Origin of the sequence: Methylopila turkensis, assembly GCF_027922325.1 — a bacterium.
Classification (GTDB): domain Bacteria; phylum Pseudomonadota; class Alphaproteobacteria; order Rhizobiales; family Methylopilaceae; genus Methylopila; species Methylopila turkensis.
The window spans coordinates 1050633-1072571 of sequence record NZ_BSFL01000001.1; the positions used below are offsets into that span (position 1 = coordinate 1050633).

The window sequence follows — 21939 nt, forward strand, 5'->3', positions numbered from 1 at the left end:
GCCCTGCGGCCCGCGCTCGCGTCACCCCAGCGCGGTGAGATGGCGAATCGGCCGGCCAGGCGCGAGTCCCTCGGCGGCGCGCACGAGGCCCTGGGCGTCGATGCCGAAATGCCGGTAGAGGTCGGCGATCGTGCCGGTCTGGCCGAAATGCTCGACGCCGAGCGCGCGGACGCGATGACCGCAGACCGAGCCCAGCCAGCCGAGCGTCGCCGGATGGCCGTCGATCACGGTCACGATCGCGCAATGCCGGGGCAGCCGCCCCAGCAGCCGTTCGGCCAACGACGTCGCATGCGCCACGCCGCGTTCGCGAGCCCGGTGCGCCGCGGTCCAGCCCGCCATCAGCCGGTCGGCGGAGGTGACGGCGAGCAGGCCGACGTCGCGACGGTCGCCGGCGATGAGCCCCACCGCCTCGATCGCCTCCTTCGCGACCGCGCCCTGATAGGCGATCACCACCTCGCAGTTCGGGCCGGGCTCGCGCCACCAATAGGCGCCGTCGACGATCTCGCCCGCAAGCTCAGGCGTCATCGCGCGCTGCGGCTGTTCGAGCATGCGGGTGGAGAGCCGGAGGTACACCGAGCCGCCGGTCTCCTCGCGCTCCCAGTCCGCAACGCCGGACTTGCCGTCGCGTTGCACGTAGTCGAAGGCGAAGGCGAGGATCGCGGCGAGTTCATCGGCGTAGGCCGGCTCGAAACTCGCCAGCCCGTCCTGGGCGAGGCCGATCAGCGGGGTCGCGATCGACTGGTGCGCGCCGCCCTCCGGCGCGAGCGTCACGCCCGAAGGCGTCGCGGCCAGAATGAAGCGGGCGTCCTGGTAGCAGGCGTAGATCAGCGCATCGAGGCCGCGGGCGATGAAGGGGTCGTAGAGCGTGCCGACCGGGATCAGCCGCTCGCCGAACAGCGAATGGGACAGTCCCATCGCGCCGAGCGCGAGGAACAGGTTCATCTCGGCGATGCCGAGCTCCAGATGCTGCCCCTTCGGCCCGAACTCCCACTTCTGCGCCGAAGCTATGCGCTCCTCGCGGAACAGGTCCTTCATGCTCTCGCGCGCGAACAGGCCCCGCCGGTTCACCCACGGCCCGAGATTGGTGGATACGGTGACGTCGGGCGAGGTGGTGACGATGCGGTCGGCGAGCGCCGTCTGGCCCTTCGCCAGACCGTCGAGCAGACGGCCGAAGGCGGCCTGGGTCGAGGTCTCGGCCGGAATGTCGGCTTCGAGCCGTTCGGGCGCCGGCAGCTTCGCGCCGGCGTAGCGACGGCGGCCCCTCGCCAAGAAGGGAACCGTCTTCAGGAAGGCCTCCAGCTCCTCCGGCGGAGTCGACAGCCCCTCGAAGCGCTCCCACTCGTGGCCCTCGCGGACGTTCGAAGCGCGACGGAAAACCTCCATCTGCGCCGGCGTCATCAGCCCGGCATGGTTGTCCTTATGGCCCGCGAGCGGCAGGCCGTAGCCCTTGATCGTGTATGCAAGGAAGCAGACCGGGCGGTCATGGTCGATCCGCTCGAAGGCGTCCAGGAGGGTCGGCAGGTCGTGACCGGCTAGGTTCGTCATCAGCGCGGCGAGTTCGTCGTCCGAGCGCCGCTCGATCAGCTTGGTGACGGCGCCCTGGTCGCCGATCTCGTCGAGCAGGCGCTTGCGCCACGCGGCTCCGCCTTGGAACGACAGCGCCGAGAACAGCTGGTTCGGACAGCGGTCGATCCAGTCGCGCAGCCTTTCGCCGCCGGGCTCGCGGAAAGCCTCCTCGAGCAGCCGGCCGTACTTCAGCACGACGACGTCCCAGCCGAGACCTTCGAACAGCGCCGAGATGCGCTCGTAGAGCCCCTCCCGCACGACGGCGTCGAGGCTCTGCCGGTTGTAGTCGATGATCCACCAGCAGTTCCGCAGGCCGTGTTTCCAGCCCTCCAGCAGGCACTCGAAGATGTTGCCTTCGTCCAGCTCCGCGTCGCCGACGAGCGCGATCATCCGGCCTTCCGGACGCTCCGTGCCGAGGTCCTTGGCGCGCAGGTAGTCCTGCGTCAGCGAAGCGAAGACGGTCGCCGCGGCGCCAAGGCCGACGGAGCCGGTGGAGAAGTCGACGTCGTCCACGTCCTTGGTGCGGGAAGGATAGGACTGGGCGCCGCCGAAGGCGCGGAACGCCTCCAGCTTCTCGCGGGTCTGGTTCCCGAACAGGTACTGAATCGCGTGGAACACCGGGCTCGCATGCGGCTTGACCGCCACCCGGTCCTCGGGCCGCAGCGCCGCGAAATAGAGCGCGGTCATGATGGTCGTGAGCGAAGCCGAAGACGCCTGATGGCCGCCGACCTTCAACCCGTCCGAGGGACGCAGATGGTTCGCGTTGTGGATGGTCCATGTGGCGATCCAGAGCGCCTTGCGCTCGAGCTCGGCGAGGATCGCCGTCCGGCGGTCGTTGGGCATGGGGAGGCTCCGGCGCGTGTGGGCGATGCATACTAGCGCTTTCGGCGCCCGCGTCATCTCGCCTCACGCCGGGCGTTCGCGCCGGCCTTCAGGCGGCGCCGAAAAGAGTCTTGCAATGTCGCCGCGTCGTGCCACTATGGAACGTATGGAGAACATGCACTCCCTCCCCGACCCGGAAGCGGGTTTTGACGACATCGCGCCAGCGATCCGGATCTCGCTTTCCGGCGTTGCGGCGACAATCGCCCGGGGCGTCTGCCGGCATCTCAGGGACGCCGGTTACGGCTGTCTGCTGGAGACGCCGCTCCGGTCGGGTCGGAGAGCGGACGTGATGGCGGTCGGCCGCGCCGGCGAGATCGTGATCGTGGAGATCAAGTCGGGCCCGCAGGACTTTCGCACCGACCGCAAATGGCCGGAGTACCGCGCCTTTTGCGACCGTCTTTATTTTGCGGTCGACCGCGGTTTTCCGCAGGAGATGATTCCGGCGGACGTCGGGCTGATCGCGGCGGACGGCTACGGCGCCGCGGTGTTGCGCGAGGCGCCGGTCCACAGTCTGAGCGGGGCGCGGCGCAAGGCTGTGACCATCCGGTTCGCCCGGCTTGCTGCGGCGCGACTGCAGGCGACGGCGGACCCGCCGAGCATCGCGGTGCTGTGATCTGTCCGAATTCTTTGGCTCAACTTCGCCGCAATCGCGTCTCATTTCGGCGCGGTCCAGCCGGCAGGATTCCGTCAAGGTCCTGATTCGCAGGCTTTTTCAAAGCTTCCGATACGTTCGAGAGCGACCGAAGGGCTCGGTAGACCGCCGGCCCAGCCACTGTCACGAGTTTTGCGATGTCGAACGATGATGTGAATGCAGTCGTGCTTCGCCTCGCCCGCACGCTCCAGCGCTGCGGCGAAGATCCCCGTGTGGTTTTTGCGGCGCTCATCGGCGCCGCGGCGACGATCGCCGCCGATCTGGGCGAAGAGGTCAGCACGCCGGCCGACCTGCGCCGGGCGATCGACGCCGTCGTGGACTCCGGTCACCTCGAGGGTTTTCGGGACGACGCTCCCGGCGCCGCGGCGCTGAACGCCGTCGTTGTGCCGTTCCGACCGGCGAAGGTGGCCTGAACGGCCGGACGGAACGGCGTCCTCGTCAGAGTTTCGCGGCGGATCCGGGCTGAGCGCCGTCCGTCAGATCGGGCCTTCCGAAGGCGCGGACCGCGCCTCGACCCGGGCGATGAGATCGCGGTCGAACAGCGGCACATCCGGGCGCTTCAGCGCGACCACGAGCACCGCGCCGGTCAGAAAGCCGCCGACATGCGCCCACCAGGCCACCTGCTCGCTTCCGGCAAGCAGGGCATTGCCGGCCTGGAACACGGCCCATGCGCCGATGATCCAGAAAGCGCGCAGCCGCAGCGGCAGCCGGTAGAACACCATCACCCAGACCTTCACCTGCGGATGCAGCATGACATAGGCCGCGACCACGCCGGCCACGACGCCCGAGGCCCCCACCAGCGGAGCGTCGACATTGGCTGCGGTCACGGCGTGCGCGATCCCGCCCCCGACGCCGCACAGCATCACGAACAGCGCGTAGCGGACATGGCCGAGATCGTCCTCGACGTTGTCGCCGAACACCCAGAGGAACAACAGGTTTCCGATCAGGTGCAGCCAGCCGCCATGCAGGAACAGCGAGGAGCCTAGCGTCGTCCAGGCCGGCGCAATCTCGAAGCCGGCCGGCAGCACCGCGTCGCCGAACAGCACGCTGGGAATGAGCCCGAAGGACAGCACCGCCTGCTGGTTGGCGTCCATCACCAGGCCGGACTGGAACACGACATAGATCAGCGTCGAGACGATGATGAACCCGTCATTGACGTAGGCGTGCCGAATGCTTCGGACCGGGGCGTCGTCCATGATGGGGACGAACATGGGCGTCTCGATCGTGGCTGGAGCGCGGACGCCGCCGCGCCGCCCGCAGCGTGGAAGTATGGACGAGGGGTCGCTCCCCGCAAGCGCACGGGTCGTCACGGTCGGCCGATTGCGCCGTCAGCGTGTCTTTCCGGGCGCCCAGAGCACGTCGCCCTGCCCGAGGTTCGCCACCCGCGCGGCGACGAACAGGTAGTCCGACAGCCGGTTGACGTAAGCGAGCGCCGGCTTCGACACGAGCTCCCGCTCCGCCAGCGCCGTCATGAGGCGCTCCGCCCGCCGGGCGACGGTGCGCGCGAGGTGAAGGTGGGCGGAGAGCGGCGCGCCGGCCGGCAGCACGAAGGATTTCAGCGGCGCGAGCGCGGCGTTGGCCACGTCTATGTCGGTCTCCAGCCGCTCGACCTGGCTCTGGACGATCCGCAGCGGCTCGTAGCCGAGGTCCTCGCCCGTGTCGGGGGTCGCGAGGTCGGCGCCGAGATCGAACAGTTCGTTCTGGATGCGCGACAGAACCGCGTCGAGCTCCGGCGCAGCGTGGAGACGAGCGAGGCCGATCACGGCGTTGGTCTCGTCGACGGCTCCGTAGGCTTCGACGCGCAGGTCGTGCTTGGGGCGCCGCGCGCCGGAGGCGAGCCCTGTGGTGCCGTCGTCGCCGGTGCGGGTGTAGATCTTGTTCAGTTTGACCACGGCGTCACGATCCCATGGCCCAGACGGTGATCATGATGACGATGATCGCCAGGAACTGCAGGCCCACGCGCCAGCGCATCAGCTGCTGGGAGCGGTTGGCGCTGCCGCCGCGCGCCATGTTGACGAGGCCGAGGATCAACGCGACCGCGACCGCGCCGATGGCGAGCGGCACGGCGTAAACGGACAGAAAGTCGGACATCGGGTTTCCCGTCACGAGTTGAGGGCGAGGATCGCGGCGTTCAGCGCTGTCGCGAAGCCGACCCATGCGAGATAGGGCCACAGCAGCGCCGCCGCGAGCCGGTCGACGCGGCGGAAGCGCGCGATCGTCCAGGCGATCGACAGCAGCAGCGCTCCGACCACCGCGAGACCGAGCGCCGGGCTTTGCGCTGCGAAGAAGGCGAAAGACCACGCCACGTTCAGGATGTACTGCGCGCCGTAGGCGACCAGGGCGCGGCGGCGGTCCGGTCCGGCGGCGGCGGTCGCGACGCGCCAGAGCGCGATCGCCATCAGCGGGTAGAGGATCGTCCAGGCGATCGGAAAGGCCGCGTTGGGCGGATTGAACGGCGGCTTCGCCAGCCCGGCGTACCAAGGCAGGTTCGGCGTCGTGGCGGCGGAGCCGAGCAGGGAGGCGGCGAGGCTCAGCGCGAGCGCCGCCGCGAGGATCAAGAGCGAAGGGAGCGAGGCCCTGCCCGGCCCAGTCCCAGCGAGGCGAGCGCTGTCGGTCATGTCGAGGACATAGCGCGCATCCGGTCGCCGCGCGAGGCCGGCGGAGGTCGCGGGGGACCATCGCCGTTGAAGCGCGGCGCGAAATCCTCTAAGAGGCCGCTTCCTGACGTCCACGCCGCATAGGGAGGCGACCAAATGCATTTCGATCATCGCCTACCCCTGAGGCTCGAGGGCCTCTGAGGCCCAGGCCGTCGGCGACCCCGCCGGCAGCCTTTCCGTCCCATCGCCGGTCGACCGCAGCCGAAGCCACGCTCCGGCGCGTCAGGATGTTCCACAATGTTCGCCCTGCTTTCGCGCGCCATCGCCCGGCGCGCGCCCCGTCCCGCCGCGCCGTCGCCGACGGATCGCGCGTTGGCGCGCTTCTCCGGCGCGCATGGCGCCGCCGTCCGCAGGCTCGCCCTGCGTTCGCCGCGGCTGGCGGATCTCGCCTTAAGCTATCCCGGCCTGCTCGCGCTGCTCGCCGCGCCCGGCCGCCGGTTCGACGCCGAACCGGCGATCGCGCTCGTCGAGCGGGGCGCGTCGCTGCGGTCGGTCGCCGCCTCGGTCGGAGCGCCGATGTGGGCGCGCCGCCTGCCGCCGGAAGCTTTCGCTGCGGCCGACGTGCGCGGTCTGCCCGACAGCCCCGCGTTTCGCCGGTGGATCGCCAACGTCCTGCCGGCGTCGCCGCGACGGGCAGACCGCTGGCTCCGGTTCGTTGCGGAGGCGGCGCGCTGCGGCGACGACATGTTCACGGTCTGGGTTGCCCGCGAGTCGCAGGCGTTGACCGCAAAGCACGACGCCGCGACCGTTCGTCTGCTCGCTCTTTACGCCTTCTTCTCCAGCCGGGCTGACACTGAGGCGGGAGGGCTCGTCGAGGCCCGCTGGACGCCGCGCGCGCAGGCGAAAGCCGCGCTCGAACAGGCCATCGCGTGGCGCAGCGCTATCGATCTCCACCTCCATCTCGCGGACGGCGCCGCGGCGCCCCGACTCGACGGCGGCCGCATCCTCGACCTGGAGCTGACGCCGCTCGTGACTGCGCGGGATATCTCCGAGGAAGCGGCGGCGATGCGAAACTGCCTGCGCGGCTACGGCCCCGACGTACGGCGCGGCAGCGAGGAGCTTTGGAGTCTCCGTCGCGGCAGTGTCCGGGTGGCGACGCTGAGCGTGGGTCGCCCCTATCGCCGCCCGACCGTCAGCCTGGTCGAGATCAAGGGTCCGGGCAACACCGAGGTCGCGCCCGAAATATGGATCGCCGCGGAGCGATGGCTCGCCTCGCAGGCGGACCACGCGCTCGTCCCGCCTCCGGTCGACTGGAACTGCTCCGTCATAGCGCCGGCGCGATGGCGCGCGCTGTGGCGGCCTTACTGGCTCGCGCTCGGCCGCATCCCGCACTGGCTGCCGTTGCAGCCGCCGATCCACGGCCTGGACGATCTGCTCCGGTGAACCCACCGTCCGGGATATGGGCGGCGGGCTCGAAACTCACGCCCGCACGCCGGCGGCGTCGACCTCCGCCTCGGGCGCCTCGAGGTCCTGGGCGGGCGGCGGCGCGCCATAGATCACGGCTTCAAAACCGCGAAGCCGCTTGTAGATCGACAGCAGCTCGACGATCTGCGGCCACGAGTTCACGAGATACTGGAACGACGAGCTGACCGCACCGAAGGCGCCTGAGATCTGCTCGAACAGCCCGAGCGTCAGCCGGCCCGCGACAAGGCTCGGCGCCAGCGCGAGGTACAGGATGACGTTGTCCACCTGCAGGTAAAGGCTGCGCGCGATGTTGAAGTACATGTAGTGGAAGTAGAGATTGAAGTAGTTCTTCCGCACGTTGCCGAACAGGCCTGCGACCGTCGGCGGCTGCGCGCGGTCGGCGTGGTCCTCCCCATAGACCAGCTCCTTGCGCAGCGCCGCCTCCACGCGTTGGTTGCGGAACTCGAGGCCCGGCAGCTTGACGCCGACGAGCGCGAGCAGCCCGGTGCCGAAGGCCGCCCAGCAGATCGCGAAGGCGACCAGCGGCTGCGGGATCGCCCCGACGATCGGCAGCTCCGACACATGGGCCGACAGCGCGAGCAGCACCGGCAGGAACGCGATCAGCGTCATCACCGCCTCGATGAGGCTGACCCCGAGCGTCTCCATCTGGGTGGAGAACCGCATGGTGTCCTCCTGCACGCGCTGGGCCGCGCCTTCGACCCCGCGCAGCGTCGACCAGTGCGCCATGTAGAAGTCGTTCATCGCCGTCCGCCACCGGAAGACGTAGTGGCTGGCGAAGAACCGGAACAGCACGTAGACGACGACCGCGACCATCGCGATGCCGAGGAACTCGAGCACGCCGCCATAGATCTCGCCGATGTCGACCGGCCGGGATTTCGCGAGCGCGGCCTGGATCACGTCGAAGAACGGGCCGCGCCAGACGTTGATCGCAACGCTGACCTGGACCTGAAAATAGGTGACGAAGATCACCAGCGCGGTGCCGAGGATCGACCAGAGCTGCCACGGATGCGGCCTCAGCGTCATCCAGGCGCCGGCGAAGATCGCGACGATCAGGGCGTAGTAGAGATAGAACCACAGAAACGGCCCGGAGACGAACGTCTCGGGGCCCGTCACAGGCGGGGCGTCCGGCGCCGGATAGGCCAGACCGAGCGCCCTGCCCCAGTCCGAGCCGCCGAGGTACCAGACCGCGATCGCGAAGGCGCCCCAGAGCCCGGCCGAGAGAAAGAACAGCCGGACGGGGTTGGGAAAGAACGAACGAAACATCGGCCATGCGCTCCGTGCGCGGGCGGCGCCGGACCGGGGGCCGGGTCGTGACGCCCGCCTCGACGCCCGGATGCGATCCAGGCGTCCGATCGTCCCTGCGGGGCCTTACGGTCGGCGGGGGCGGCCCGGCGACGAGGCGTCGCCGTGGCGACTTCGAGCGGTAGACCCGGTCGCCGGACCTCGCAAGTTACGTCCGGTTAACGCTTGCGCCGCGGGCGGTCAGGCGGCGCGCCGGCCGACCTCCCGGATGTCGTAGGGCGCGGTCTGGTAGATCGCGTTGACCCAGTTGCCGAACAGCAGGTGCGCGTGGCTGCGCCACGTGTTCGGCGGCGGGCGCGTAGGATCGTCATCGGGAAAGTAGTTCGCGGGCAAAGGCGTGGGGCCAAGCGCCGCGTCGCGGAAGTACTCCCTCGCCAGCGTCGCGGCGTCGTACTCGGCGTGGTTGAACGCATGCAGCATGCCGCGGTCCGCGTCCTCGACGAGGCACAGCCCGGTCTCGTCGCTCTCGGCCAGCACCGTCAACCCTTTGACCAGATCGGCGCGCCGCACCTCGGTCCAGCGCGAGACCGGGATCGCGAAGTCGTCCGACATGCCGTTGAGGTAGGGCGAGTTCGGCGCGACGACGCGCTGCCGGTAGACGCCTGAGGCCTTGGCCGACAGTTCGTGCTTCGGCGTGCCGTAGAAATGGTGCAGCGCGGCCTGCGCGCCCCAGCAGATCGCGAGCGTCCGATGCGCGTGGCCCTGCGTCCAGTCGAAGATCCGGCGCAACTCGTCCCAGTAGCGGACCTCCGCGAACGGCATGCGCTCCACAGGCGCGCCGGTGACGATGAAGCCGTCGAAGCGCTCGCGCTCGACCTCGTCGAAGGCGCGATAGAACGCCGACATGTGGTCCGCGGCGGCGTTGCGCGGCGCGTGGCTCGACAGACGGACGAGCGTCAGCTCCACCTGAAGGGGCGTCGCGCCGATAAGCCGGGCGATCTGGGTCTCGGCGCTGATCTTGTCGGGCATCAGGTTGAGCAGCCCGATGCGCAGCGGCCGGATGTCCTGACGGATCGCGTCGGCCTCGCGCATCACCATGACGCCTTCGGCTTCGAGCGTGCGGAAGGCGGGAAGATCGTCGGGAATCTTGATCGGCATCGCCAAACGTCCTTCTGAAAGAGAGGGACGCTGGTCCTGCGGCGTGATCCCGTTTCGTTGCCGGTCTCGGCCGCATCCTTCCCCTCGCAGGGAAGCGCCACCTTGCCCGGAACGGCAGGTTGGCGTTGGGCGTCGTCCCAACTCCTGATGCTGGACGCTATCTAGCCGGCGCGGGCGCCCTGCGCAACGGGCGCGCCGTCACGGAGAGAAGGCGAGGACGCCGCCCATGCATCGCTCCTGAACCGAAGGCTCAGGCGGCCTGCTCCAGCAGGCGGCGGGCGATGACCTGCGCCTGAATTTCCGCGGCGCCTTCGAAGATGTTGAGGATGCGGGCGTCGCAGAGCACGCGGGAGATCTGGTACTCGAGCGCGAAGCCGTTGCCGCCGTGGATCTGCAGCGCGTTGTCGGCGGCGGCCCAGGCGACGCGGGCGCCGAGCAGTTTGGCCATGCCGGCCTCGAGATCGCAGCGGTGGTCCTTGTCCTTCTCGCGCGCGGCGAAATAGGTGATCTGCCGCGCGATCTGGACCTCGGCCGCCATCATGGCGAGCTTGTCGGCGACGCGCGGGAAGTCGGCGATCGGGCGCTTGAACTGCACGCGCTCCTCGGCGTAGCGCAGGCCGATGTCGAGCGCCGACTGCGCCACGCCGACCGCGCGGGCCGCGGTCTGGATGCGCGCGCTCTCGAAGGTCTTCATGAGCTGCTTGAAGCCCTCGCCCTCGACCGCACCCAGCAGGTTCGTCGCCGGCACCTCAAAGCCGTCGAAGGCGATCTCGTACTCCTTCATCCCGCGATAGCCGAGCACCTCGATCTCGCCGCCGGACATGCCCTGCGCCGGGAACGGGTCGCCGTCGGTGCCGCGCGGCTTCTCCGCCAGCAGCATCGAGAGGCCGCGATGGCCCGGCTCGTTCGGATCGGTGCGCACGAGCAGCGTCATGAGGTCGGCGCGGACCGGATGGGTGATCCAGGTCTTCGCGCCGTTGACCTTGTAGACGTCGCCGTCGCGGCTGGCGCGCGTCTTGAGGCTCGCGAGGTCGGAGCCGGTGTTCGGCTCGGTGAACACCGCGGTCGGCAGAATGGAGCCGTCGGCGAGCTTCGGCAGGAAATGCGCCTTCTGCTCCTCGGTGCCGCCGCCGATGATCAGCTCGGCCGCGATCTCCGACCGGGTGCCGAGCGAGCCAACGCCAATATAGGCGCGGGAAAGCTCCTCGGACACGACGCACATGGCCTCCTTGCCGAGACCCAGCCCACCGTACTCCTCGGGGATGGTGAGGCCGAACACGCCCAGCTCGGACATCTTCTGGATGGTCTCGAGCGGGATGTAGCTGTTCGCGAGATGCCAGGCGTGGGCGTAAGGCGCGACCTCGGCCTCCGCGAAACGGTGCATCTCGTCGCGGAACTGCACCAGCGTCTCGTCGAGCGCCGGGTCGCCGAAGCCGTAGCGGCCGTCGGCCTTGCGCACGAGATCGGCGAGTTCGGCGCGCGCCTCGGCCGAGCCGCCGTCGGCGATGAGGTCGGAGGCGGCGTCGCCCAGCAGCTCGGCCGGACGGCCGGGCGCAAGATAGAGGTCGGACGCGCGGACGATCTCGCCCTGGTTCATCGGAATGCCGCCGATGATCTGCGCGACGTATTCCGCCGCGCCGACGCGGAGGATCGCCTCTTCGATCGCGCCGTACTTGCCCTCCTGGGCGAGCCGCTCGCTCCAGCTGTGCAGCTCGCGCAGCGCCATGCGGTAGGTGGCGAGCCAGGCGAGGCCGTGGGTCGCGCGCTGCTCGCGGTCGAAGGTCGCGGAATCGATCTTGCCGTTCTTCAGGACGCGCGCGCGGACCGCCTCCGACGCTTCCTTTACGAGCGCGTCGATGCCCGGAAGCACGACGGCGAGGCGGCCCGCCGGCGTCTCGGACTCGGCGGCGACGGACTTGGCGACGGCGGTCATGCAAGGCTCCGAAAAGGGGCGGCCAGCGAGCAGCCGCGTCAGGCTGGCCGGCGTTCGTTGTGGCCGCCATCCTCGCCTTCGGAGCCGATTGCCGCAATGCACCCTTCGGCGGACGCAGGCGTGGCGCGCGGCGCGCCTGCGGCCAGAACCACCCCGACGGCCGCCAGCGCCATGCCGCCAAGCTGCACAGGCGACAGCGTTTCTCCGAACATCAGGAACGCCTGCGCCGTCGCCGTCGGCGGCACCAGATAGATCAGGGCGGCCATCCGCGAAACTTCGCCGCGCTTGATCATGAACAGCATCAGCATGATGGCGGCGATCGACAGCACCACCACCGACCACGCCAGCGCGGCGACCGTCTCGATCGTCCAGTCGATCCGCAGGTCCTCGAACAGGAGCGCCGCGGGCGCGGTGACCAGCAGCGCGCCGAGATACTGGACCGGCGCCAGCGTCCTCAGGTCGGCGCCGGCGAGCGCGCGCTTCTGATGCAGCGTCGCGGCGGTGACGGCGACCATGGCGACCACGTTGATCGCGAGCGGCCAGCCGAGGCCCGCGACGTCTCCGGGGGATGCGAGCTTCGGCGCGACCACCGCGGCGACGCCGGCGAACCCGATCGCGACGCCCACCCAGCGCTTTGCGTCGAGGCGCTCGCCCAGCAGCGGACCGGCGGCGATGGCGGTGAACAGCGGCTGCAGCGCCGCGATCAACGCGGACACGCCGGCCGGCACGCCATGCGCCACCGCCCACCACACGCCGCCGAGATAGACCCCATGAAGCAGAACGCCGCTCAGCATCGCCGCGCCCCACGCGGCGCGGCCGCGGGGCCAGGCCGCGCCGAGCGCGAAGGCGAGCGGCGCCAGCAGCGCGATCGCGCCGACATAACGCAGCACGAGGAAGGTCAGCGGGTCGGCGTGCGGGGCCGCGAGTTTCGCGACGATCCAGCCCGTCGACCAGATCAGCACGAACAGCGGCGGCGACAGGCGAACGAGCATGCGCGTCTCCGAAAGTCAGAGGCGAGGTGGTCGTCCGTCACGCAGTTCGGGGCAAGCGATAATCCGTGATGGCTCCATCACGGGCCTCGATCGAATGTTGCGCTGCGGCGAATGGGGGACTCCCACCGCCCCAAGATTGCGCTACGTTTCCGCCACATGCGGGCACGACCAAGGGACGCCTTAAAAAGCTTCGCGCCGCTCGTCTGGGACGCGCTGCGACGGTTCGAGCGCGACGACGGCTGGGCGATCGCGAGCCATGTGGCGCTGTCGGGCCTGCTCGCGATCTTCCCGTTCCTGATCTTCGTGACGGCGCTTGCGGCCTTCCTCGGCGCGGGCGACGCGTCGGGGAACGTCGTTCGTCTGATCTTCGACACCTGGCCTTCGGGCGTCGCCATGCCGCTCGCCACCGAGGTGCAGAAGGTGCTGACGACCCCGCGCGGCGGCGTGCTGACGATCGGCGTGCTGCTGACGCTTTGGGTGTCGTCCTCGGCGGTCGAGTCGCTGCGGATCGCGCTCGGCCGCGCCTACCAGTCGCCGACCTCCAAGCCGTTCTGGCTGTCGCGGCTGCAGAGCATCTGGTTCGTCATGCTCGGCGCGTTCGGGTTGATCACGGTGGCGGTGCTGATCGTGCTGTGGCCGATCCTGTGGAAGCTCGCCTTCGACTACACCATCGCCTACTTCCCGGAATACACGGCGCCCTTCATCTCGCTGGAGTTCGCGAGCAATGTCGCGCGCTACGCCATCACCATCTTCGTGGTGGCGGCCGGGCTGACCGCGACGCATCTGTGGCTGCCTGGCGGGCGGCGGAAGGTGCGGGACGTGCTGCCCGGCGTCGCTGTCACCGTCGCGCTCTGGATCGCCGGCGCCACGGCGTTTTCGATCTACCTCGCGCGCTTCGCCGACTACGCGTCGACCTACGCCGGCCTCGCCGGGATCATGACGGCGATCGTGTTCCTGAACGTCTACGCCGCGCTGTTCATCCTGGGGGCCGAATTCAACGCCGCGCTCGCCGCGCGACGGAAGGCGCGGATTGACGGCGCCCGCGCGACGACCGACGCCGCGCCCGTAGCGCCGGTCGGCCCGGCGGCTCGTCCTGCCGGCCTCTGAGCGAGAGACCCGGCCGGCGCAGTTTCCGCCTCCCCGATGCAAAGCGGCGGACCTGCCCTAGGTGGTTGACCGAGCGCCGCTCTCAGGCGGCGACCCCGACATCGCAGAGGAGAAGTCCCCATGAAACGCGTGGGCAGCGCCGTCTGGAACGGATCGGTCAAGGAGGGAGCCGGCAAGGTCTCCACCGAAAGCGGTGCGCTTTCGGACCTGAACTACTCTTTCAAGAAGCGCTTCGGCGACGAGAAGGGCACCAATCCCGAGGAGCTGATCGGCGCCGCGCACGCCTCGTGCTTCTCCATGGCGCTGTCGCTGATGCTCGGCGAGGCCGGCTTCCCGCCGGACGAGATCAGGGCGACCTCCGCCGTGTCGATCGAGCAGCAGGGCGGCGGCTTCCAGATCACCACCATCGACCTCTCGGTGACAGCTGACGTTCCCGGCATAGACGAGGCGACCTTCAAGGAGATCGCGACCAAGGCCAAAGACGGCTGTCCGGTGTCCAAGGTGCTGAAGGCCACGATCAACTTCGAGGCCACGCTCGCCTGAGCGCCAGCGGCCTCACCCGCCGCGGGCGACCCTCAGTCTGCGGCGGGCGTCGATGCGGGCCGACAGCGCCTTGATCCGCGCCTCGTGCGCGGCCCAGAACCGCGCGTTGTCGGCCGGCGTATGCCGGCCCGGCCGCCAGCCGAGATAGGGGCCCTTGCGCCCGCCGGCGGCTTTCGACGGCCGCCCATCCTCGGGCAGCGACCGGATCGCGACCTCCGGAGCCGCGCCGTCCGCGAGCGGAGAGCCGAGCGTGGCGAGGTAGGATTTCGCCCGCCGGCAATATTGCACCGACAGATCCGACATCCGTTCGGCGCGGTGCCCGGCGCGGTACTTCATCAGGGCGCGGCAGAGATCGCCGTTCGCCAGCCGCCAGGCCTCCGCGAGGTAGCGCACGGCGTAACGCGCGTTGGTGGCCGGGTCGAACAAGGCGAGGGCGCCGCCGTCATGGCCGAGCATGGCCGCCGTCTCGGGGCGGATCTGCATCAGCCCGATCTCGCCGACGGCGCCGACGGCGCTCGGCTGGTATCCGCTCTCCACATGGGCGACCGCCTCCGCGACCTCCGGCGGCAGCCCGCGCGCCTGGGCCTCCCTGCGAACAAGCGCCACATAGGCGGCGCGGCCTTCCGGAGCTGGAGCCGCCACAACGGCGGTCGGAGCCGCCGCGCTTTCCGCCGCGAACGAAGGACAGACGACAAGCGCCGGGAGCAGCCCGGCGACCGCGCCGAACGCGGCGTTGCGCAGTCGCTCCACCGCCATTCCTCCCCGAAGGCCGGACGAACCGTCCGGCGAGCCCGCCCGTCATGGTCCCGCAGGCGCAAGCCTAGCAGATTGCTCGCGATGTCCTAACGCGGCGTGTCTCGGGCGATGACCGGCTCGTGAAGCCCCGCCCCGTTGCTCCGCCCGCGCCGGCGCCCGATCTCTTCGGAATGACCATGACGCCGCCGCTCACCCGTCGCGCCGCCCTGTCCGGAGCGGCCGCGATGGCTCTCGCGCCCGTCGCAGCGCGCGCCGAGGTGGCCGTGGGCGGCGCGCCGTCGCCGCGCATCGCCGCGATCGCCGAGCGCGCGGGCCGCCTTCCTCAGCTCCACGCCCTGATCGTCGCGCGCCATGGCCGCCCGCTGTTCGAGCGCGCCTTCCGCGGCCCGGCGCTCGACCGCCCGGTCAACGTGAAATCAGTGTCGAAGACCGTGCTCGCGCTGATCGCCGGCGCCGCGATCGACCGCGGCGCGCTTCAGGGCGTCGACCAGCCGGTGGCGCCGCTGCTGCGCCGCTCGATTCCCGACGACGCCGATCCGCGCGTGGAGCGCATCACCATCGGCAATCTGCTGTCGCTGCGCGCGGGGCTGGAGCGCACCTCAGGCCCGAACTACGGCGCCTGGATCTCCAGCCGGAACTGGGTGCGCGACGCCATCGGCCGCCCTTTCGACGACGAGCCAGGCGGCAGGATGCTCTATTCGACCGGCAGCTCCCACCTGTTGTCCGCCGCGCTCACCGCCGCCACGGGGCGATCGACGCTGGAGCTCGCCCGCGACTGGCTGGGCGAGCCGCTCGGCGTCACGATCCCGCCCTGGCCGCGCGACCCGCAGGGCATTTACTTCGGCGGCAACGACATGGAGCTGTCGCCGCGGGCGCTGCTGCGGATCGGCGAGATGGCGCGCAACCGCGGAACGTTCGACGGCCGCCGCGTGCTTTCTGAAGGCTGGATCGACGCGATGTGGCGTCCGCAGGGGTTCTCGCCGTTCACCGGCGATTCCTACGGCTATGGCTGGTTCCTGCGCGACGTCCAAGGCGCGCCGATGCGCTACGGCTGGGGCTATGGGGGGCAGATGCTGTTCGTTGCGCCGGACCTCGGGCTGACCGCCGTCGTCACCTCCGACGCGACCCGTCCGTCCGGGCGCGCCTCCGGCTATGTCGACGAGCTGCATGCGCTGTTTGCCGAGATCGTCGGCGCCGCCCGCGCGGACGACGCCTCGAAGGCCTGACGTCCGGTCAGAAGCTGACCTTGGGCGGAGCGGCGTTTTCGGGCGCGCTCTCGAACGCCGCCATCGGCTTCGCTTCCGGATAAAGCCACCCCGCGATCCAGCGGCCGGGGATGGTGCGCAGCTCGGTGTTGTAGGACTGCACCGCGGCGATGTAGTCGCGCCGCGCCACCGCGATCCGGTTCTCGGTGCCTTCGAGCTGGGACTGCAGCGCGAGGAAGTTCTGGTTAGACTTCAGGTCCGGGTAGTTCTCCGAGACCGCGAGCAGCCGGCCGAGCGCGCCCGAGAGCTGCCCCTGCGCCTCCTGGAAGCGCTTGACGGCCTCCGGGTCCGACAGTTGGCTGGCGTCGATCGTGACCTGCGTCGCCTTGGCGCGCGCCTCGATCACGCTGGTCAACACCTCCTGCTCCTGCCGGGCGAAACCCTTCACGGTCTCGACCAGGTTCGGGATCAGGTCGGCGCGGCGCTGGTACTGGTTCTGGACCTCGCCCCAGCGCGCCTTGGCCTGCTCCTCGAGCGTGGGCACGTTGTTGACGCCGCAGCCCGCGACGCTCAACGCGAGGACGGCGGCCGCGAAAAGCGCGCCGGCGCGCCGGACGGCGTCGATCAATCGATGGTTCATGGCTCATCCCCCCGAACGCGCGGCCCGGAGGCCGCTTCGTCCCTAGGTCGAAACCCCCGACGCGAAGTCAAGACGCGGTCGGCCCGGACACGGCCGTCGGAGCGATTTCGCGGTCTTGAGGGCTTTGGTGCGGGCGGTCGGGCTCGAACCGACACTCCTTTCGGAACCGGATTTTGAGTCCGGCGCGTCTACCAGTTCCACCACGCCCGCACAGGCGCGCCCCACGCGCGGCGCGCACGATGTCGGGGCCGCGCGCGGCTGTCAATTCCGCGCCTACGAGAACGCGCTTGCCTCGGGCGCGGGAGGCGCGCATATGCGGTCGCCCGTCGTAACGGTTCGTCAGCGTCGGGCGCGGCACTCTCGCCGTCGAATTCCCCGATGCGGCGCTGACGCCGTGGCGTAGACCTCCATGCTGAGACGTCTTTACGACTGGACGCTGTCGCTCGCCGCTGGGCCGCGCGCGGAGCTGGCGCTGTTTCTCGTCGCCTTCGCCGAAAGCTCGTTCTTCCCGCTGCCGCCGGACGTGCTGTCCGTGCCGATGACGGTGGCGCGTCCGGAGCGGGCCTATCGCTACGCGCTGCTGTGCGGCGTCGCCTCGACGCTCGGCGGGATCGCCGGCTACGCCATCGGCGCGCTGCTCTACGAGAGCTTGGGGCTGTGGATCATCCAGCTCTACGGCTACGGCGACAAGATGGACGCGTTCCGCGACGCCTACGCCCATTACGGCGCCTGGATCATCCTGCTGAAGGGCCTGACGCCCATTCCCTACAAGCTCGTCACCATCACCTCGGGCTTCGCGGGCTACGACTTCCTCACCTTCGTCGGCTTGTCGCTGATTTCGCGCACGCTGCGGTTCCTCGCGGTGGCGTGGCTGCTGAAGCGCTACGGCGAGCCGGTGCGCGAGTTCGTGGAGAAGCGGCTCGAGCTCACCGCAGTGATCCTCCTGGTCGTGGTCGTCGGCGGTTTCGTGGTCGTGAAATACGTCGTCTGATCGCGCCCGCGACGAACGCGCCGGGATCGGCCATAACTCGCGCCATGACCTTGCTCCGCAGCCCGTCCCCGGCGATGGCCGGCCTTCTGATCGCCGTCGTCGCCGCGCTCGCCGTCGGCGGCGCGCTCGTGTTCGAGCATGGCTTCGGCTACGTGCCCTGCATGCTCTGCCTGTGGCAGCGCTGGCCCTACTATCTCGGTGCCCCGCTCGCGCTGTTCGCCGCCCTGCTCGCCGCACGCGGGGCGACCGGCCCTGCGCGCCTGCTGCTTGTCGCGGTCGCCATCCTGCTCGCGGGCGGCGCGGCGCTCGGCGTCTACCACGCCGGAGTGGAGTGGAGCTTCTGGCCGGGCCCCACAAGCTGCGCCGGCGCGAACGCGGCCCCGACCTCGGCGGGCGGCCTGCTCGCGCAGATGCAGAACACCCGCATCGTGCCCTGCGACCGGGCAGCCTGGCGGCTCTTCGGCCTGTCGCTCGCGGGCTACAACGCGCTGGTCGCCGCCGGCCTTGCGGGGCTTGCGATCGCGGGAGCCCGCAGCCCCCGTCCGTTCTGACCCTCCCCCGCGACGCCGATCAGTCCCGCAGGGAAAGCATGCCGCGCTAACAGATAGCATGCTATCTATTAGCGATGAATGCTTCGCCCTCGCCAGCCGTCGCCGCCGCCGAGTTCGGCTACGACCTCGCCATCGCGTCGCGGCGATGGCGGCGCGCGCTGGACGACACGCTGGCGCGGTACGACCTCAGCGACGCGAGCTGGCGGCCGCTGCTGCATCTCGACCGGATCGGCGACGGAGCGCGGCAGAGCGATCTCGCGCAATCCCTCGGCATCGAGGGGCCGTCCCTCGTCCGGCTGCTCGACCGGCTGGCGACGGCGGGGCTGCTGGAGCGTCGCGAGGACCCCTCGGACCGGCGCGCCAAGACGCTTCACCTGACCGACGCCGGCCTCGCGGCCGTGGCGCGGCTGCGGACGGTGGTGGCGGCCGCCTGCGCCGACATGCTGGAGGGCGTCACCGAGGATGAGATCGCCGTCTGTCGCCGGGTGCTCGCGCGCGTCGCGGAGCGGGCGCGCCGATGAGCGCCGTCGCCCGCGATCGCCTGATCTTCGCCCTGCGCGCCACGCTCGCCGCGCTGCTCGCCGGCTATCTGGCGCTGCTCGCCGACCTGCCGCAGGCCTCGAGCTCGATGATGACGGTGCTGATCGTCTCCCAGCCGCTGACCGGCATGGTGCTGTCCAAGGCGTTCTTCCGGGTCGTCGGCACGATCGTGGGGGCGGTCGCCGCGGTCGCGCTCACGGCCGCGCTCCATGGCGCGCCGGAGCTGTTCGTGCTCGGCGTCTCGGGCTGGATCGCCGCCTGCGTCTACGGTTCGATCTTCCTGCGCGACGCGCCCATCTCCTACGGCGCGCTGCTGTCGGGCTACACCGCCGCCATCATCGCCTTTCCCGCGGTCAACGCCCCCGACGGCGTGTTCCTTTCGGCGCTCGACCGCGTGGCCGAGATCATGATCGGCATCGCGTGCGCCGGCGTGTTCAGCCAGCTGTTCTTCCCGCGCAGCGCCGGGCGCGCCCTCGAGGGGGCGGCGGAACAGGCGATGACGGCCGCCTCCGCCTGGGCGGCCGACACACTGCGCGGCCGCCCCGACGCCGCCCGCGTCGATCGCGATCGCCGCACGCTGATCGCGACCGTGACCTCCCTCGACAGCCTGCGCGTCCACGCCACCTTCGACAGCGCCGCCGCGCGGCTGTCGAACCAGCGTATTCGCCTGCTGCACGGACGGCTGGTCTCGCTGATCGCCATGCTGGTCTCTGTGCACGACCGGCTCGAGACCCTCCGCGCCGAGACGCCCGGGCGGGCGGCGGCGCTGGCGCCGGTGTTCGAGCAGGCCGCCGACGCCATGGCCCTCGGCGCGCCCGAGCCGGACCGCAACGCCGCGCGGAGCGCGGCGCTCGCGGCGGCGCCCGCCGCCGACGCGCTGCGGGCGAACCCGGCGGCCGTGCCGGAGCGCACGCTGCTGCTCCGGATCGCCGACCTGATCGCGCTGCGAAGCGACCTCGACCGGCTGAGCCGCATCGACGCCCCGGACGAAGACGAAGGCGAGCCGCGCGCGACGCTGACGCGCTACCGCGACCACCAGCTCGCCGGCGTGGCGGCGGCCTCCGCCTTCGCCGCGCTCGTCGCGGTCTGCGCGTTCTGGATCGCCTCCGGCTGGGACGCCGGCGCGGGCGCGGCGATCTTCGTCGCGGTGCTCGTCAGCCTGTTCGGCCAGCAGGACGACCCGGCCGCCGCGGCCGGGACCTTCGCGCTCATGACCGCCGCAGGCGCCGCCGCCGCCGCGATCTACCTGTTCGCGATCCTGCCGGGGCTCGAAGGTTTCGAGAGCCTCGCCGCCGCGCTTGCGCCGCTGCTGTTCGCCACGGCCTGGCAGATGACCAACCCGATCCGCGCGCTGCCCGCGCTCGCCTTCGGCCTCGGCGCGCTCAACCTGATGTCGCTGTCGAACACGATGACCTACGACTTCACGACCTTCGCCAACACCACCTTCGCCAGCCTCACGGGGCTCGGGCTTGCCGCCGTCCTGCTCGGCGTGCTGCGCCCGATCGGCTCGGCCTGGCCGATCCGGCGGCTGGTGGCCGGCGTGCGCCGTGATCTCGCCTCGGCGGCGGCGCGCGGGCAGATCACCCGGCTCGGCTTCGAAAGCCGCATGTTCGACCTGGTGAACGGCCTGATGCTGCGGCTCGACCCGAACGATCCGCGCCAGCTCGAGATCGAGCGCGGCGCGCTCGCCGGCGTCCGCGTCGGCCTCAACGCGCTGGCGCTCCGCCGCGAACTCGACGCCATGCCTCAGGCGGCGCGGGGCGCGACCGCCCGCGCCCTCGCCGAACTCGCCCGCCATTTCCGGCGGCTTGCGCGCGGCGCGCCTTCCGCGCCGCCGCTCGACCGGCTGGACGAGGCGCTCGCCGCCGCTCTCGACGCGCCCGGCGACGGCCCGGACGCCTCGGACGTCGCGGTCTTCATTTCATCGATCCGGACCAGCCTCGCCCAGCACCCGGCGATGTTCGGCGCGGCGCTCCCGGAGACCCGGCCATGATCAGGGAAATCGATCTGTTCGGCGTCTTCCTTCCGCCGCTGCTGCTCTATCTCGCCGTCGCGGCCGTCGCCTGGCGCCTGTTGCGCGCCGCGCTCGAGCGGCTGGGCGTCCACCGCTTCGTCTGGCATCCAGCCTTGTTCAACGCCTCGGCCTTCGTCGCGCTGCTCGCGGCGACGGTCGCGGCGCTCATGTGAGGTCCGCGCCCATGTCCCGCCTCGCGCGCGCCGCCCGCGTCGCCGTCACCCTTCTCGCCGCAGCCGGCGCGCTCGCTGGCGGCGTCTATGCCTGGCGCGCCTACACCGAGACGCCCTGGACCCGCGACGGGCGGGTGCGCTCGCAGATCGTCCAGGTGACGCCGGATGTCTCCGGCGCCGTGACGGACCTGCGCGTGCGCGACAACCAGAAGGTCGCGAAAGGCGACGTGCTGTTCGTGATTGACCAGGCGCGCTACCGGCTCGCGCTCGCCCAGGCGGAGGCGACCGTCGACGGCCGCTTCAGCGAAGTGGAGCAGCGTCGCAAGGAGGCGGAGCGCCGGGACAGGCTCACCTCCGCCGCCGTCGCCGACGAGACCCGCGAGCAGGCCCGCACCGCGGTGCTGAGCGCGGAGGCCGCGTGGCGGCAGGCGCAGGTCGAGCGCGACGTCGCGAAGCTCAATCTCGAGCGCACGGTGATCGTCTCGCCGGTCAACGGCTACGTCACCAACCTGCTGCTCGACCGCGGCGACTACGCCACCGCCGGGAGGGCCGCCATCGCGGTGGTAGACAGCGACGGCTTCTACGTCGCGGCCTATCTCGAGGAGACCAAGCTCCACGCCGTCCACGAGGGCGACGCGGCGACGGTCCGGCTGATGGCCGGCGGCCCCGACCTCACCGGCCATGTCGAGGGAATCGCGCGCGCTATCGTCGACCGCGACAACGTCGCGAGCTCGGACCTGATCGCGAACATCAATCCGAGCTTCACCTGGGTGCGGCTCGCGCAGCGCATCCCGGTCCGCGTCCGGCTCGACGCGCCGCCCGCCGAGGTCGCGCTCGCCTCGGGCATGACCGCGACGGTCGTGATCCATCCGCGCGAACGTGGCGACCCGGCGACCCCGCGGCAGCGCTGAA

General features: G+C 70.7%; 23 protein-coding genes, 1 tRNA gene and 1 riboswitch. Of the genes, 12 read left to right on the forward strand and 12 right to left on the reverse strand.

What is annotated here, in order from left to right; translation table 11 throughout:
* Positions 1 to 21: 21 nt before the first annotated feature.
* Positions 22 to 2409 (reverse strand): transketolase, encoded by a 2388-nt coding sequence (locus PKE78_RS04970; RefSeq protein WP_271199721.1) that lies wholly within the window; start codon positions 2407 to 2409, stop codon positions 22 to 24.
* Positions 2410 to 2563: 154 nt separating this feature from the next.
* Here PKE78_RS04970 and PKE78_RS04975 point away from each other — a divergent pair, with 154 nt between their 5' ends.
* Both PKE78_RS04975 and PKE78_RS04980 read left to right on the forward strand, forming a co-directional pair.
* On the forward strand, positions 2564 to 3061 hold the full coding sequence (locus tag PKE78_RS04975) for an MmcB family DNA repair protein (RefSeq protein ID WP_271199722.1): 498 nt from the start codon (positions 2564 to 2566) through the stop codon (positions 3059 to 3061).
* Between the two features lie 176 nt (positions 3062 to 3237).
* On the forward strand, positions 3238 to 3513 hold the full coding sequence (locus PKE78_RS04980) for a hypothetical protein (RefSeq protein ID WP_271199723.1): 276 nt from the start codon (positions 3238 to 3240) through the stop codon (positions 3511 to 3513).
* Positions 3514 to 3576: 63 nt separating this feature from the next.
* Here PKE78_RS04980 and PKE78_RS04985 read toward each other — a convergent pair whose 3' ends face one another.
* The 4 genes from PKE78_RS04985 to PKE78_RS05000 form a co-directional block, all read right to left on the reverse strand.
* Positions 3577 to 4311: a rhomboid family intramembrane serine protease gene (locus tag PKE78_RS04985; protein WP_271199724.1), complete on the reverse strand. Its 735-nt coding sequence runs from the start codon at positions 4309 to 4311 to the stop codon at positions 3577 to 3579.
* Positions 4312 to 4428: 117 nt separating this feature from the next.
* On the reverse strand, positions 4429 to 4992 hold the full coding sequence (locus PKE78_RS04990) for a cob(I)yrinic acid a,c-diamide adenosyltransferase (protein WP_271199725.1): 564 nt from the start codon (positions 4990 to 4992) through the stop codon (positions 4429 to 4431).
* A gap of 4 nt (positions 4993 to 4996) precedes the next feature.
* Positions 4997 to 5191, reverse strand: coding sequence for a twin transmembrane helix small protein (locus tag PKE78_RS04995; RefSeq protein ID WP_271199726.1), 195 nt, complete (start codon positions 5189 to 5191; stop codon positions 4997 to 4999).
* Between the two features lie 11 nt (positions 5192 to 5202).
* Positions 5203 to 5718, reverse strand: a complete 516-nt coding sequence (locus tag PKE78_RS05000) for a TspO/MBR family protein (protein WP_271199727.1) — start codon at positions 5716 to 5718, stop codon at positions 5203 to 5205.
* A 276-nt stretch (positions 5719 to 5994) separates the two neighbouring features.
* On the opposite strand from PKE78_RS05000, the gene PKE78_RS05005 reads away from it, so the two are divergent.
* A complete protein-coding gene (locus PKE78_RS05005) occupies positions 5995 to 7140 on the forward strand; it encodes a hypothetical protein (RefSeq protein ID WP_271199728.1) in 1146 nt (381 codons plus the stop codon).
* A gap of 36 nt (positions 7141 to 7176) precedes the next feature.
* On the opposite strand, the gene sbmA is transcribed toward PKE78_RS05005, so the two are convergent.
* From sbmA to PKE78_RS05025, 4 genes are all read right to left on the reverse strand, one after another.
* A complete protein-coding gene (gene sbmA, locus PKE78_RS05010) occupies positions 7177 to 8445 on the reverse strand; it encodes a peptide antibiotic transporter SbmA (protein ID WP_271199729.1) in 1269 nt (422 codons plus the stop codon).
* A 219-nt stretch (positions 8446 to 8664) separates the two neighbouring features.
* Positions 8665 to 9582, reverse strand: a complete 918-nt coding sequence (locus PKE78_RS05015; RefSeq protein WP_271199730.1) for a homoserine O-succinyltransferase — start codon at positions 9580 to 9582, stop codon at positions 8665 to 8667.
* 43 nt (positions 9583 to 9625) lie between these two features.
* A riboswitch (SAM-I-IV-variant riboswitch) is annotated at positions 9626 to 9738 on the reverse strand.
* Positions 9739 to 9832: 94 nt separating this feature from the next.
* Positions 9833 to 11515: an acyl-CoA dehydrogenase family protein gene (locus tag PKE78_RS05020; RefSeq protein WP_271199731.1), complete on the reverse strand. Its 1683-nt coding sequence runs from the start codon at positions 11513 to 11515 to the stop codon at positions 9833 to 9835.
* A 38-nt stretch (positions 11516 to 11553) separates the two neighbouring features.
* Complete coding sequence (locus PKE78_RS05025; RefSeq protein ID WP_271199732.1) at positions 11554 to 12507, reverse strand: DMT family transporter; 954 nt, start codon at positions 12505 to 12507, stop codon at positions 11554 to 11556.
* Positions 12508 to 12663: 156 nt separating this feature from the next.
* Between PKE78_RS05025 and PKE78_RS05030 the strand changes: the two genes are divergently transcribed.
* Both PKE78_RS05030 and PKE78_RS05035 read left to right on the forward strand, forming a co-directional pair.
* Positions 12664 to 13614, forward strand: a complete 951-nt coding sequence (locus PKE78_RS05030; protein WP_271199733.1) for a YihY/virulence factor BrkB family protein — start codon at positions 12664 to 12666, stop codon at positions 13612 to 13614.
* A 120-nt stretch (positions 13615 to 13734) separates the two neighbouring features.
* Positions 13735 to 14157, forward strand: coding sequence for an OsmC family protein (locus PKE78_RS05035; protein WP_271199734.1), 423 nt, complete (start codon positions 13735 to 13737; stop codon positions 14155 to 14157).
* Positions 14158 to 14169: 12 nt separating this feature from the next.
* On the opposite strand, the gene PKE78_RS05040 is transcribed toward PKE78_RS05035, so the two are convergent.
* Complete coding sequence (locus tag PKE78_RS05040; RefSeq protein ID WP_271199735.1) at positions 14170 to 14913, reverse strand: lytic transglycosylase domain-containing protein; 744 nt, start codon at positions 14911 to 14913, stop codon at positions 14170 to 14172.
* Between the two features lie 224 nt (positions 14914 to 15137).
* On the opposite strand from PKE78_RS05040, the gene PKE78_RS05045 reads away from it, so the two are divergent.
* The gene (locus PKE78_RS05045) at positions 15138 to 16139 is read left to right on the forward strand and encodes a serine hydrolase domain-containing protein (RefSeq protein WP_271199736.1); all 1002 of its coding nucleotides are present in this window, start codon (positions 15138 to 15140) and stop codon (positions 16137 to 16139) included.
* A 7-nt stretch (positions 16140 to 16146) separates the two neighbouring features.
* On the opposite strand, the gene PKE78_RS05050 is transcribed toward PKE78_RS05045, so the two are convergent.
* Both PKE78_RS05050 and PKE78_RS05055 read right to left on the reverse strand, forming a co-directional pair.
* A complete protein-coding gene (locus PKE78_RS05050) occupies positions 16147 to 16758 on the reverse strand; it encodes a LemA family protein (RefSeq protein WP_271199737.1) in 612 nt (203 codons plus the stop codon).
* A 125-nt stretch (positions 16759 to 16883) separates the two neighbouring features.
* Positions 16884 to 16968 (reverse strand) — tRNA-Leu (locus PKE78_RS05055).
* A gap of 199 nt (positions 16969 to 17167) precedes the next feature.
* Between PKE78_RS05055 and PKE78_RS05060 the strand changes: the two genes are divergently transcribed.
* The 6 genes from PKE78_RS05060 to PKE78_RS05085 all read left to right on the forward strand — a co-directional run bounded on the left by PKE78_RS05060 (position 17168) and on the right by PKE78_RS05085 (position 21938).
* The gene (locus tag PKE78_RS05060; RefSeq protein ID WP_271199738.1) at positions 17168 to 17749 is read left to right on the forward strand and encodes a YqaA family protein; all 582 of its coding nucleotides are present in this window, start codon (positions 17168 to 17170) and stop codon (positions 17747 to 17749) included.
* A gap of 44 nt (positions 17750 to 17793) precedes the next feature.
* The gene (locus PKE78_RS05065) at positions 17794 to 18300 is read left to right on the forward strand and encodes a disulfide bond formation protein B (RefSeq protein WP_271199739.1); all 507 of its coding nucleotides are present in this window, start codon (positions 17794 to 17796) and stop codon (positions 18298 to 18300) included.
* A 74-nt stretch (positions 18301 to 18374) separates the two neighbouring features.
* Positions 18375 to 18821 (forward strand): MarR family winged helix-turn-helix transcriptional regulator, encoded by a 447-nt coding sequence (locus PKE78_RS05070; RefSeq protein ID WP_271199740.1) that lies wholly within the window; start codon positions 18375 to 18377, stop codon positions 18819 to 18821.
* Entirely contained in the window at positions 18818 to 20833 is a 2016-nt protein-coding gene (locus PKE78_RS05075) for an FUSC family protein (RefSeq protein WP_271199741.1), read from the forward strand. The genes PKE78_RS05070 and PKE78_RS05075 overlap by 4 nt, the downstream gene beginning before the upstream one ends.
* Positions 20830 to 21027, forward strand: a complete 198-nt coding sequence (locus PKE78_RS05080) for a DUF1656 domain-containing protein (RefSeq protein ID WP_271199742.1) — start codon at positions 20830 to 20832, stop codon at positions 21025 to 21027. Before PKE78_RS05075 ends, PKE78_RS05080 begins: the two co-directional genes overlap by 4 nt.
* A gap of 11 nt (positions 21028 to 21038) precedes the next feature.
* A complete protein-coding gene (locus PKE78_RS05085) occupies positions 21039 to 21938 on the forward strand; it encodes an efflux RND transporter periplasmic adaptor subunit (protein ID WP_271199743.1) in 900 nt (299 codons plus the stop codon).
* Position 21939 lies beyond the last annotated feature (1 nt).